This is a genomic window from Streptomyces sp. ID05-39B (assembly GCF_033794725.1).
Lineage (GTDB): Bacteria > Actinomycetota > Actinomycetes > Streptomycetales > Streptomycetaceae > Streptomyces > Streptomyces bobili.
In genome coordinates, this window is the sequence record NZ_JARGEF010000011.1 from 64,291 (window position 1) to 75,042 (window position 10,752).

At 73.7% G+C, this 10,752-nt stretch carries 10 protein-coding genes and 2 pseudogenes; 5 read left to right on the forward strand and 7 right to left on the reverse strand.

Annotated elements, in window-relative coordinates:
• Positions 1-39: 39 nt before the first annotated feature.
• From P1P75_RS05000 to P1P75_RS05010, 3 genes are read right to left on the reverse strand one after another with little or no spacing between them, the layout of a single operon-like run.
• On the reverse strand, positions 40-930 hold the full coding sequence (locus tag P1P75_RS05000; RefSeq protein ID WP_319252183.1) for a metal ABC transporter permease: 891 nt from the start codon (positions 928-930) through the stop codon (positions 40-42).
• A complete protein-coding gene (locus P1P75_RS05005) occupies positions 930-1,742 on the reverse strand; it encodes a metal ABC transporter ATP-binding protein (protein ID WP_319252184.1) in 813 nt (270 codons plus the stop codon). Before P1P75_RS05005 ends, P1P75_RS05000 begins: the two co-directional genes overlap by 1 nt.
• Positions 1,739-2,719: a metal ABC transporter substrate-binding protein gene (locus P1P75_RS05010; RefSeq protein WP_319252185.1), complete on the reverse strand. Its 981-nt coding sequence runs from the start codon at positions 2,717-2,719 to the stop codon at positions 1,739-1,741. Before P1P75_RS05010 ends, P1P75_RS05005 begins: the two co-directional genes overlap by 4 nt.
• Before the next feature lie 207 nt (positions 2,720-2,926).
• Between P1P75_RS05010 and P1P75_RS05015 the strand changes: the two genes are divergently transcribed.
• Positions 2,927-4,309, forward strand: coding sequence for a glycine--tRNA ligase (locus P1P75_RS05015; RefSeq protein ID WP_319252186.1), 1,383 nt, complete (start codon positions 2,927-2,929; stop codon positions 4,307-4,309).
• A 92-nt stretch (positions 4,310-4,401) separates the two neighbouring features.
• Here the strand turns inward: P1P75_RS05015 and P1P75_RS05020 are convergent, their stop codons facing one another.
• Positions 4,402-4,758 (reverse strand): hypothetical protein, encoded by a 357-nt coding sequence (locus P1P75_RS05020; protein ID WP_319252187.1) that lies wholly within the window; start codon positions 4,756-4,758, stop codon positions 4,402-4,404.
• Between the two features lie 26 nt (positions 4,759-4,784).
• Here P1P75_RS05020 and P1P75_RS05025 point away from each other — a divergent pair, with 26 nt between their 5' ends.
• Positions 4,785-4,886 carry a DUF397 domain-containing protein gene (locus tag P1P75_RS05025; RefSeq protein ID WP_319252188.1) on the forward strand — a complete coding sequence of 34 codons (102 nt, stop codon included), beginning with the start codon at positions 4,785-4,787 and terminating at the stop codon, positions 4,884-4,886.
• A gap of 173 nt (positions 4,887-5,059) precedes the next feature.
• Here the strand turns inward: P1P75_RS05025 and P1P75_RS05030 are convergent, their stop codons facing one another.
• Complete coding sequence (locus P1P75_RS05030; protein ID WP_319252189.1) at positions 5,060-5,266, reverse strand: hypothetical protein; 207 nt, start codon at positions 5,264-5,266, stop codon at positions 5,060-5,062.
• A gap of 274 nt (positions 5,267-5,540) precedes the next feature.
• On the opposite strand from P1P75_RS05030, the gene P1P75_RS05035 reads away from it, so the two are divergent.
• Together P1P75_RS05035 and P1P75_RS05040 are read left to right on the forward strand one after the other, a co-directional pair.
• The gene (locus tag P1P75_RS05035; protein ID WP_319252190.1) at positions 5,541-6,149 is read left to right on the forward strand and encodes a hypothetical protein; all 609 of its coding nucleotides are present in this window, start codon (positions 5,541-5,543) and stop codon (positions 6,147-6,149) included.
• Positions 6,149-7,861 (forward strand): annotated as a pseudogene (locus P1P75_RS05040) (cation-translocating P-type ATPase); the annotation flags it as partial. The gene P1P75_RS05035 and the pseudogene P1P75_RS05040, both read left to right, overlap by 1 nt.
• Here the strand turns inward: P1P75_RS05040 and P1P75_RS05045 are convergent.
• Both P1P75_RS05045 and P1P75_RS05050 read right to left on the reverse strand, forming a co-directional pair.
• Positions 7,858-9,570: pseudogene (locus tag P1P75_RS05045) on the reverse strand (cation-translocating P-type ATPase); the annotation flags it as partial. The pseudogenes P1P75_RS05040 and P1P75_RS05045 overlap by 4 nt on opposite strands.
• Positions 9,570-10,178: a hypothetical protein gene (locus P1P75_RS05050; protein WP_319252190.1), complete on the reverse strand. Its 609-nt coding sequence runs from the start codon at positions 10,176-10,178 to the stop codon at positions 9,570-9,572. The gene P1P75_RS05050 and the pseudogene P1P75_RS05045, both read right to left, overlap by 1 nt.
• A 274-nt stretch (positions 10,179-10,452) precedes the next feature.
• On the opposite strand from P1P75_RS05050, the gene P1P75_RS05055 reads away from it, so the two are divergent.
• Complete coding sequence (locus P1P75_RS05055) at positions 10,453-10,659, forward strand: hypothetical protein (RefSeq protein WP_319252189.1); 207 nt, start codon at positions 10,453-10,455, stop codon at positions 10,657-10,659.
• Positions 10,660-10,752: the final 93 nt, after the last annotated feature.

A 10,752-nucleotide genomic window follows, 5' to 3' on the forward strand; every position in this document is an offset into this window, starting at 1 on the left:
CATTGTGCCAGTCCGGACCGGGCGTGGTCAGACGCCGTCTCAGTCACCGGTTCCGCGGGTGGCCGGAATCGAGCACTCCGCCGGATCTCCGACGGGTTGCGCGGCGGCTGCCGCGCGGGCGCGGCGCCGGGCCAGCGGGGTGGCCAGTGCGGTCAGCAGGACGAACGCGCCGATGGTCAGCAGCACGATCGTCGCGCCGGGCGGAACGTCCTGGTAGTACGACGTGACCGTGCCGCCGATGGTCACGCTGACGCCGATCGCGACGGAGATGGCGAAGGTCGCCGCGAAGCTGCGGCTGAGCTGCTGGGCCGCGGCCACCGGCACCACCATCAGCGCCGACACCAGCAGCAGGCCGACCACGCGCATGGCGACGGTCACGGTGACCGCCGCGGTGATCGCCGTCAGCAGGTTCAGGGCGCGCACCGGGAGCCCGGTGACCCGAGCGAACTCCTCGTCCTGGCTGACGGCGAACAGTTGCCGGCGCAGTCCGACGGTGACGAGGATTACGAAGGCCGCGAGGATGCAGATCGCGGAGACGTCCGACTCGGACACCGTCGACAGCGAGCCGAAGAGGTACGAGGTCAGGTTGGCGTTGGAGCCGGTCGGCGCGAGGTTGATGAACATCACGCCGCCGGCCATGCCGCCGTAGAAGAGCATGGCGAGGGCGATGTCGCCGCGGGTCCTGCCGTACCAGCGGATCAGTTCCATGAGGACGGCGCCGAGGACGGAGACGGCGGTGGCCATCCAGACCGGGGACCAGGACAGCAGGAAGCCGAGGCCGACGCCGGTCATCGCGACGTGCCCGATGCCGTCGCCCATGAGGGCCTGGCGGCGCTGGACGAGGTAGATGCCGACGGCGGGCGCGGTGATGCCGACCAGGACGGCGGCGAGCAGCGCCCGCTGCATGAAGGCGTAGTCGAGGATGTCCATCAGCTCAGCAGTCCCGTGCGGATCGGTTCGGCGCCCGCCGGAGCGTGCGGGTGTACGTGGTCGTGGCCGGGCAGCGCGTGCTGGCCGACGGCGCGCGGCGGCGGGCCGTCGTGCGTGACGCAGCCGTCGCGCAGGACGACCGCCCGGTCGATGAGGGGCTCCAGGGGGCCCAGTTCGTGCAGGACGAGCAGGACGGTGGTGCCCTGGGCGACCTGCTCGCGCAGGGTCTCGGCCAGCACCTCCTGGCTGGCCAGGTCGACGCCCGCCATGGGCTCGTCCATGATCAGCAGCTCGGGTTCGGCGGCGAGGGCGCGGGCGATCAGCACCCGCTGGTGCTGGCCGCCGGAGAGGGCGTCGACGGATTCCTTGGCGCGGTCGGCCATGCGGACCAGCTCCAGCGCACGGCGTACGGCCTGGTGGTCGGCCTTGCGCAGGACGCCGAAGCGGGCCCGGGACAGCCGCCCGGCGGAGACGACCTCGGTGACGGTGGCGGGGACGCCGCCCGCGGCCGTGGTGCGCTGCGGTACGTAGCCGAGGCGCCCCCAGTCCTTGAAGTGCCGCCGGTCGGTGCCGAACAGCTCGATCCGCCCGGCGCTGAGGGGCACCTGGCCGATGATGCCGCGTACGGCGGTCGACTTGCCGGAGCCGTTGGCGCCGAGCAGGGCGACGACCTCACCGCGGTGCACGGTGAGGTCGATGCCGCGCAGGACGGGGCGTGAGCCCAGCTCGGCGCGGACACCGCGCAGCGATATGACAGTCTCGGATATGACGGTCTCGCTCTTGGTGTCCATCACGCCCTCCGTGAAGCTCATGTGGTTCCCAGGGCCGTCTGCAGGGCCTTGAGGTTCGCCTTCTGGACCGCGATGTAGTCGGTGCCGCGGGACTTCTTCGTGATGCCCTCGATGGGGTCGAGGACGTCCGTCCTGAGGTTCGCGTCACCGGCGATGGTCTTGGCGGTCTTGTCGCTGACGAGCGTCTCGTAGAACACGGTGGTGACGCCGTCGGCCTTGGCCATCTTCTCAAGTTCCTTGACGCGCGCGGCGCTGGGCTCCGACTCGGGGTCGAGGCCGCTGATGGCCTCCTCGGTCAGGCCGTAGCGCTCGGCGAGGTAGCCGAAGGCGGCGTGCGTGGTGATGAAGACCTTGGTCTTGGTGCCGGCCAGGCCGTTCTTGAACTCGGTGTCGAGGGCGCCGAGCTTGGCGACCAGGTCGGCGGTGTTCTTCCTGTAGTCGGCCGCGTGGTCCGGGTCGGCCTTCTCGAAGGCCTTGCCGACGCCCTCGGCGACCTCGGCGTACTTCACCGGGTCGAGCCAGATGTGGGGGTCCTTGCCGCCCTCTTCCTCGTGCCCGTGCTCGTCCTCGGCCGCGTGTTCGTCCTCGTGCTCGGCCGCGTGGCCGCCGACCTCGGTGCCGTGCTCCTCCAGCGTGGTGAGGGTCGCGGCGTCGATCTTCGTCTTGATCCCGGACTGGGTGACGGCCTCGTCGACGGAGGGCTGCAGGCCCTTGAGGTAGAGGGCCGCGTCGGACTTCTCCAGCTGGGTGCGCTGCTGGGCGCTGATCTCCAGGTCGTGCGGTTCCTGGCCGGGCTCGGTGAGGCTGGTGACGCTCACGTGGTCGCCGCCGATCTGCTCGGCGAGGTAGGCCATCGGGTAGAACGACGCGACGACGTCGAACTTGTCCGTGCCGCCGGCGGCCGCGCTGTCGGTCGAGCAGGCGGAGAGGGTCCCGAGGCCGAGGGCGGTGACGGCCGCGATGGCTGCCCCGGATATGTGGTGTCGTCGTACGTTCATGACAGTCATTTTCAACAAATATGGAAACCGTTGTCAACAAAGCCGGGGGTAAGGACTGAGGTAAGGACTGGGTAAGGGCACCCGGCGGTCTCGGAGGGGCCGTGGGCGGGCACCGATTTGGTTGAGGGGGAGGCCTCGCCGGTACCCTGAGTCAATTCGCTGGAAGCATCTCGCTTCGTCGCCCGTCGTCGTTATGAAGAGAGCACCGTGGCCGCCGACAAGATCGACACCATCGTCAGCCTGAGCAAGCGCCGTGGCTTCGTATTCCCTTGTAGTGAGATCTACGGTGGCCAGAAGGCCGCCTGGGACTACGGACCGCTGGGTGTCGAGCTCAAGGAGAACCTGAAGCGCCAGTGGTGGCGCTACATGGTGACGTCGCGCGAGGACGTGGTCGGTATCGACTCGTCCGTCATCCTGGCCCCCGAGGTCTGGGTCGCGTCCGGCCACGTCGCCACCTTCTCCGACCCGCTCACCGAGTGCACCTCCTGCCACAAGCGGTTCCGCGCGGACCACTTGGAAGAGGCCTACGAGGCCAAGCACAACCGCCCGCCGGAGAACGGCCTGGCCGATGTGAACTGCCCCTTCTGCGGCAACAAGGGCCAGTTCACCGAGCCCAAGCAGTTCTCGGGTCTGCTCTCCACCCACCTCGGCCCGACGCAGGACACCGGCTCCATCGCCTACCTGCGCCCCGAGACCGCCCAGGGTATCTTCACCAACTTCGCCCAGGTACAGACTACTTCGCGCCGCAAGCCGCCGTTCGGTATCGCCCAGATGGGCAAGTCCTTCCGCAACGAGATCACGCCCGGCAACTTCATCTTCCGCACCCGCGAGTTCGAGCAGATGGAGATGGAGTTCTTCGTCAAGCCGGGCGAGGACGAGACGTGGCAGGAGTACTGGATGGAGCAGCGCTGGAACTGGTACACCGGTCTCGGCCTGCGCGAGGAGAACATGCGGTGGTACGACCACCCCAAGGAGAAGCTCTCCCACTACTCCAAGCGCACCGCTGACATCGAGTACCGCTTCCAGTTCGGCGGCAACGAGTGGGGCGAGCTGGAGGGTGTGGCCAACCGCACCGACTTCGACCTCTCCGCCCACTCCAAGGCCTCCGGCCAGGACCTCTCCTACTTCGACCAGGAGGCCGGCGAGCGCTACACGCCGTACGTCATCGAGCCCGCGGCCGGTGTCGGCCGCGCGATGCTGGCGTTCCTGCTCGACGCGTACTTCGAGGACGAGGCGCCCAACGCCAAGGGCAAGCTGGAGAAGCGCACGGTCCTGCGCCTCGACCACCGGCTCGCCCCGGTGAAGGTCGCCGTCCTTCCGCTGTCCCGCAACCCGGAGCTGTCACCCAAGGCCAAGGGCCTCGCCCAGGCGCTGCGGCAGAACTGGAACATCGACTTCGACGACGCCGGCGCGATCGGCCGCCGCTACCGCCGCCAGGACGAGATCGGTACGCCGTACTGCGTCACGGTCGACTTCGACACCCTGGACGACAACGCGGTGACCGTGCGCGAGCGTGACTCGATGAAGCAGGAGCGCGTGTCCCTCGACCAGATCGAGGGCTACCTGGCCGCCCGCCTGATCGGCGCGTAACGCTCCACCGGGCAGGGCGCGAGGCTGAGGAAGGCCGGCGGGAGACGTCACGTCTCCCGCCGGCCTTCCGCTGTGTGTGCGCGGTCCGCATGTCAGGGCCGGTGGCCTTGCCGCCGGTACCCGCTCAGCAGCACGTTGGCGTCCGTCTCCGCGCTGTGGTCGCGCGTGGCGCGTGCCTGGGCCCGTCGGGTCGCCAGGTGCAGGCAGTCGGCGCAGCCGGGAGCCGGCGCGGGCGGGCGCGGGGCGCTGACGCCGACGAGGAACGGCACGTGCACGTCGGTGCGGGCGCGCTGATGCGCCGCGTGGACGCCGGCGCTCAGCCTCTCCTGGGCGGTGGCCGGGCGCAGCGCGGTGGGGTCGGCCGGCCGTTCCCTTCCGCCGCCGGCCGCAGCATCGCGTACGGGCCGGACCGGTCCTGGTACTCGCCGATCCTGTCTTGGCGGAGTCATGGAGGAGGGCACCTGGCTCGTGGGGCATGTCGTTCCCCGTCCGGGACAGCAAGGACCCCACGCGGGGTGCGCTCGTCTTCGACGCGGCGGCCCGGAGCTGCTTCGTCGCCGCCGTGAAGCAGGTCTAGGGCGTGTTTCGAAAGTAGCGTCGTCTGCCCGAAGGGCAGGCCGGGCGGCGTCTGGTGCGTGCGATCGCAAGGCGGAGGGTCGTCCCGATACTGGTTGTATCGGGATGATCCCGACAACGCGGCGAGCGTGCGTGCCAGGCGTCGCCCGGCAGGCGGGACTTTCGAAACACGCCCTAGGCGCCCGTCGGGTCCACCGTCGCCTGGTGGGCCTGCGCCAGGTGCTCCTGCGCCTTCAGCCAGGGCAGGAACTGCGCCCCCTGGCGCCAGCCGCACGTGTCGCAGCTGATCGTGCGCTGGAGTCCGGCCCGCTGGACCCGCACGACGTGCTCGCGCCCGTGCTGGTCCCACCGGCTCACCTTGCTCGCGTTGATCTCCAACATGCTGCCTCCAGGCCGCGCCGGCCCAGGACCGGACCGACGCAGCAAGGAGTGTGCAGCATGACCGACCTCAACGGGGAACCCACCCCTGTGAATTGCCCGACCCGCCCTGGGGGATCCAGGTGATCGTCCGAGAGGTGCGATCGGCCCGGCCGGACCGGGAGCGGACCCCCGACCAGGAGAAACCGAGGACTGGCGGGCACATCCGCGGATGAGTGTGCGCGGTGCGGGAACTCGGTCTGCCGGAGAGTGGGGCCGATTCCGAGGAGTGAGGGTCATGACCGAGACCGAGACCGAGACCGGGCGGAAGTCGAACTCGACGCAGGATCTCCCACAGCCGCTGCGCGCGGCGGCCTCGGTACTGAGCAAGGTGCCCGAGGCGGTGAGCAGGGTGCCCGAGGCTGTGAGCAAGGTGCCCGAGGCTGTGAGCAAGGTGCCCGGCGCCGGCACGGTCGGCCGGGCCGCCGAGGGCGCGCTCGACAAGGTCGGCGCGGTGTCCCCGCGCGGACGACGGCTCGCCGTCTACACCGGTGCGGGAGTGCTCGGCGTCGCGGGGGTCGTGGAGTGGCCGGTCGCCGTCGCCGGTGCGGCAGTGGCCTGGCTGACCCAGCCCCGGCCGCATCAGCGGACGGAAGCCGGGGCGGAGCACGGCACAGCGCGGCGTACGGACGGCGGTGCTGCCGCGGGTGATGCGGGTGACGCCTCCGCGACGCCGCCCACGCCGAAGGTGCTCGCCACCGCACCCGCCAGGCCGTCGGCGGCCGAGCGGGCGGCACAGGGCACGCCGGCGGAACGTACGGCGGCACCGGCCACCCCCTCCGACAGGCTGCCCTCGCACCATGCGGCGGCGCCGCAGCGGGCCGGACGAGGCGCTGAGGGCCAGTGATGGCCACAGGACTCCTCACCCGCCCGACGGCGGCGGCCGCCGGCCTGGTCATGGCCGGCCCGCGCCTGCTCGCCCGCGGCACGGCCCCGGCGGTGGGCGCCGCCGCGGGCGCGGTCGCGGGCACGGCCAGGGCCGGAGTGCGGGCCGCGGATTCGGCGGTGCGCCTGGCCAGAGCCACCCGCGCCGCCCTCCCGGGCACCTCCGCCCACTGGCGCGCCGGCACCCGCGTCCACCTGGCCCTCCGGGAGGCCGGCCCGCGGGAACCGGGCCGGCCGGACGCCGAGGCCACGCCGCAGATGTCCACCCCGCACACGCCCACCCAGCACCCCCTCGGACGCCGCGCCCGTCACCTGGCCGCCGCCCTCGCCGAGCACCCGGACGTCGCCCTCGCCTACTGGGACAGCGGGCTGGCCCGGCTGGTCGTGGTGGCCGTCGAGGCGTCCGTGAGCGACAGTGTCGTCGAGCGGGCGGAGGCGCTCGCCGAGCGGCACGGACTGGTCCCGGCCGGGGACGACGTGGAGGACCTCGGGCACCCCGGTGACCCCGCCTCCGTGCGGACCGCCGCCGAGACGCTCGCCGCCGACACGGTGGGGGCCGTGGCCGCGCTGGTGGGGTCCGCGATGCGGCTGCCGGCGTCGCCGCGGCTGGTGACCGCCGTGGTCACGCTGCTGCGCGAGAACCCGCGCTTCCGGTCCTGGCTGCGGGCCCGCCTCGGCAACGCCCGCATGGAGGTCCTGCTCGCCGTGGCCAACGCGGCCGTGCACGGCGCCGGACATTCCCCGACCTCGCTGGTGCTCGACGGCGCGCTGCGCGTCGGCCAGCTCGCCGAGGCGGTGGCGCGGACGGCCGCCTTCGAGACCGTGCACGACGACCTGTGCGCGCCCGACCGGCACAGCGTGCCCGCGGATCCGTCCGCACGACCGCCGCTGCGCACCTCCCCGGCCCAGGAGTACGCCGCCCACGCCTCGGCCGGCAGTGTCCTCGGCGCGATGGCGGCGCTGCTGGTCAAGCACGACGTCGCGGAGTCGGCGGAGGCGGTCCTCGCCGGTTCGCCGAAGGCGGCGCGCTACGGGCCCGCCGCCTTCCACGCCGTCCTGAGCGGCGCCCTGTCCCGCGAGGGCGTGCTGGTGCGCGACCCGGAGCGGCTGCGGCAGCTGGAAATGGCCGGGACGGTCGTCCTGCATCCCAGCGCACTCAGGAAGCCCGGCGCGGGCGCCGACCCCTGGACCGAACCCGTCCTGGACGCGGCCCGCCGGGCCGGCCTGCGCGTCGTGGTCGTCGACGATCCGGCACTGGCCGACTTCACCGGCCTGGCCGACCAGGTCGTGGGCGCCGACCGCCCGTTGAGCGAGGTCGTCGACAGCCTGCGCGGCGAGGGCGGGGGCGGGGTCGTCACCGTCGCCCGGTCCCGCGCGCACGGCGACGCGGACGTCACCGCCGGACTCCTGCGCGGTGACGTGGCGCTCGCCCTCACCGACGAGGACGGCCAGGTGGTGTGGGGCGCGGACGTGCTCGCCCGGCGCGGCCTGGCGGACGTGTGGCGGCTGCTGACCGCCGTACCGGCCGCCCGCCGCGTCGGCGGCCGGTCGCAGACCCTGGCCCGGTCCGGCGCCGCGCTGTCCGGCCTCCTCGTGGCCGTCGGCGAGTCCCGCGGGCGCCCGGGTTCCCCGCTGCCCGGCCTGCGGCACGCACCCGTCGACGCGGCCGCCGCGGCGGCCGCGTCGACGGGTGCGTGCCGCAGGCCGGGCAGCGGGGAACCCGGGCGCCCGCGGGACTCGCCGACGGCCACGAGGAGGCCGGACAGCGCGGCGCCGGACCGGGCCAGGGTCTGCGACCGGCCGCCGACGCGGCGGGCGGCCGGTACGGCGGTCAGCAGCCGCCACACGTCCGCCAGGCCGCGCCGGGCGAGCACGTCCGCGCCCCACACCACCTGGCCGTCCTCGTCGGTGAGGGCGAGCGCCACGTCACCGCGCAGGAGTCCGGCGGTGACGTCCGCGTCGCCGTGCGCGCGGGACCGGGCGACGGTGACGACCCCGCCCCCGCCCTCGCCGCGCAGGCTGTCGACGACCTCGCTCAACGGGCGGTCGGCGCCCACGACCTGGTCGGCCAGGCCGGTGAAGTCGGCCAGTGCCGGATCGTCGACGACCACGACGCGCAGGCCGGCCCGGCGGGCCGCGTCCAGGACGGGTTCGGTCCAGGGGTCGGCGCCCGCGCCGGGCTTCCTGAGTGCGCTGGGATGCAGGACGACCGTCCCGGCCATTTCCAGCTGCCGCAGCCGCTCCGGGTCGCGCACCAGCACGCCCTCGCGGGACAGGGCGCCGCTCAGGACGGCGTGGAAGGCGGCGGGCCCGTAGCGCGCCGCCTTCGGCGAACCGGCGAGGACCGCCTCCGCCGACTCCGCGACGTCGTGCTTGACCAGCAGCGCCGCCATCGCGCCGAGGACACTGCCGGCCGAGGCGTGGGCGGCGTACTCCTGGGCCGGGGAGGTGCGCAGCGGCGGTCGTGCGGACGGATCCGCGGGCACGCTGTGCCGGTCGGGCGCGCACAGGTCGTCGTGCACGGTCTCGAAGGCGGCCGTCCGCGCCACCGCCTCGGCGAGCTGGCCGACGCGCAGCGCGCCGTCGAGCACCAGCGAGGTCGGGGAATGTCCGGCGCCGTGCACGGCCGCGTTGGCCACGGCGAGCAGGACCTCCATGCGGGCGTTGCCGAGGCGGGCCCGCAGCCAGGACCGGAAGCGCGGGTTCTCGCGCAGCAGCGTGACCACGGCGGTCACCAGCCGCGGCGACGCCGGCAGCCGCATCGCGGACCCCACCAGCGCGGCCACGGCCCCCACCGTGTCGGCGGCGAGCGTCTCGGCGGCGGTCCGCACGGAGGCGGGGTCACCGGGGTGCCCGAGGTCCTCCACGTCGTCCCCGGCCGGGACCAGTCCGTGCCGCTCGGCGAGCGCCTCCGCCCGCTCGACGACACTGTCGCTCACGGACGCCTCGACGGCCACCACGACCAGCCGGGCCAGCCCGCTGTCCCAGTAGGCGAGGGCGACGTCCGGGTGCTCGGCGAGGGCGGCGGCCAGGTGACGGGCGCGGCGTCCGAGGGGGTGCTGGGTGGGCGTGTGCGGGGTGGACATCTGCGGCGTGGCCTCGGCGTCCGGCCGGCCCGGTTCCCGCGGGCCGGCCTCCCGGAGGGCCAGGTGGACGCGGGTGCCGGCGCGCCAGTGGGCGGAGGTGCCCGGGAGGGCGGCGCGGGTGGCTCTGGCCAGGCGCACCGCCGAATCCGCGGCCCGCACTCCGGCCCTGGCCGTGCCCGCGACCGCGCCCGCGGCGGCGCCCACCGCCGGGGCCGTGCCGCGGGCGAGCAGGCGCGGGCCGGCCATGACCAGGCCGGCGGCCGCCGCCGTCGGGCGGGTGAGGAGTCCTGTGGCCATCACTGGCCCTCAGCGCCTCGTCCGGCCCGCTGCGGCGCCGCCGCATGGTGCGAGGGCAGCCTGTCGGAGGGGGTGGCCGGTGCCGCCGTACGTTCCGCCGGCGTGCCCTGTGCCGCCCGCTCGGCCGCCGACGGCCTGGCGGGTGCGGTGGCGAGCACCTTCGGCGTGGGCGGCGTCGCGGAGGCGTCACCCGCATCACCCGCGGCAGCACCGCCGTCCGTACGCCGCGCTGTGCCGTGCTCCGCCCCGGCTTCCGTCCGCTGATGCGGCCGGGGCTGGGTCAGCCAGGCCACTGCCGCACCGGCGACGGCGACCGGCCACTCCACGACCCCCGCGACGCCGAGCACTCCCGCACCGGTGTAGACGGCGAGCCGTCGTCCGCGCGGGGACACCGCGCCGACCTTGTCGAGCGCGCCCTCGGCGGCCCGGCCGACCGTGCCGGCGCCGGGCACCTTGCTCACAGCCTCGGGCACCTTGCTCACAGCCTCGGGCACCCTGCTCACCGCCTCGGGCACCTTGCTCAGTACCGAGGCCGCCGCGCGCAGCGGCTGTGGGAGATCCTGCGTCGAGTTCGACTTCCGCCCGGTCTCGGTCTCGGTCTCGGTCATGACCCTCACTCCTCGGAATCGGCCCCACTCTCCGGCAGACCGAGTTCCCGCACCGCGCACACTCATCCGCGGATGTGCCCGCCAGTCCTCGGTTTCTCCTGGTCGGGGGTCCGCTCCCGGTCCGGCCGGGCCGATCGCACCTCTCGGACGATCACCTGGATCCCCCAGGGCGGGTCGGGCAATTCACAGGGGTGGGTTCCCCGTTGAGGTCGGTCATGCTGCACACTCCTTGCTGCGTCGGTCCGGTCCTGGGCCGGCGCGGCCTGGAGGCAGCATGTTGGAGATCAACGCGAGCAAGGTGAGCCGGTGGGACCAGCACGGGCGCGAGCACGTCGTGCGGGTCCAGCGGGCCGGACTCCAGCGCACGATCAGCTGCGACACGTGCGGCTGGCGCCAGGGGGCGCAGTTCCTGCCCTGGCTGAAGGCGCAGGAGCACCTGGCGCAGGCCCACCAGGCGACGGTGGACCCGACGGGCGCCTAGGGCGTGTTTCGAAAGTCCCGCCTGCCGGGCGACGCCTGGCACGCACGCTCGCCGCGTTGTCGGGATCATCCCGATACAACCAGTATCGGGACG

Excerpts from the sequence above, each read along its gene's own strand:
- P1P75_RS05055 (WP_319252189.1), top strand. The coding sequence starts at position 10,453 with ATGTTGGAGATCAACGCGAGCAAGGTGAGCCGGTGGGACCAGCACGGG.
- P1P75_RS05010 (WP_319252185.1), bottom strand. The coding sequence starts at position 2,719 with ATGAACGTACGACGACACCACATATCCGGGGCAGCCATCGCGGCCGTC.
- P1P75_RS05020 (WP_319252187.1), bottom strand. The coding sequence starts at position 4,758 with ATGACTCCGCCAAGACAGGATCGGCGAGTACCAGGACCGGTCCGGCCC.
- P1P75_RS05000 (WP_319252183.1), bottom strand. The coding sequence starts at position 930 with ATGGACATCCTCGACTACGCCTTCATGCAGCGGGCGCTGCTCGCCGCC.
- P1P75_RS05050 (WP_319252190.1), bottom strand. The coding sequence starts at position 10,178 with ATGACCGAGACCGAGACCGAGACCGGGCGGAAGTCGAACTCGACGCAG.
- P1P75_RS05005 (WP_319252184.1), bottom strand. The coding sequence starts at position 1,742 with ATGAGCTTCACGGAGGGCGTGATGGACACCAAGAGCGAGACCGTCATA.
- P1P75_RS05030 (WP_319252189.1), bottom strand. The coding sequence starts at position 5,266 with ATGTTGGAGATCAACGCGAGCAAGGTGAGCCGGTGGGACCAGCACGGG.
- P1P75_RS05025 (WP_319252188.1), top strand. The coding sequence starts at position 4,785 with ATGTCGTTCCCCGTCCGGGACAGCAAGGACCCCACGCGGGGTGCGCTC.
- P1P75_RS05035 (WP_319252190.1), top strand. The coding sequence starts at position 5,541 with ATGACCGAGACCGAGACCGAGACCGGGCGGAAGTCGAACTCGACGCAG.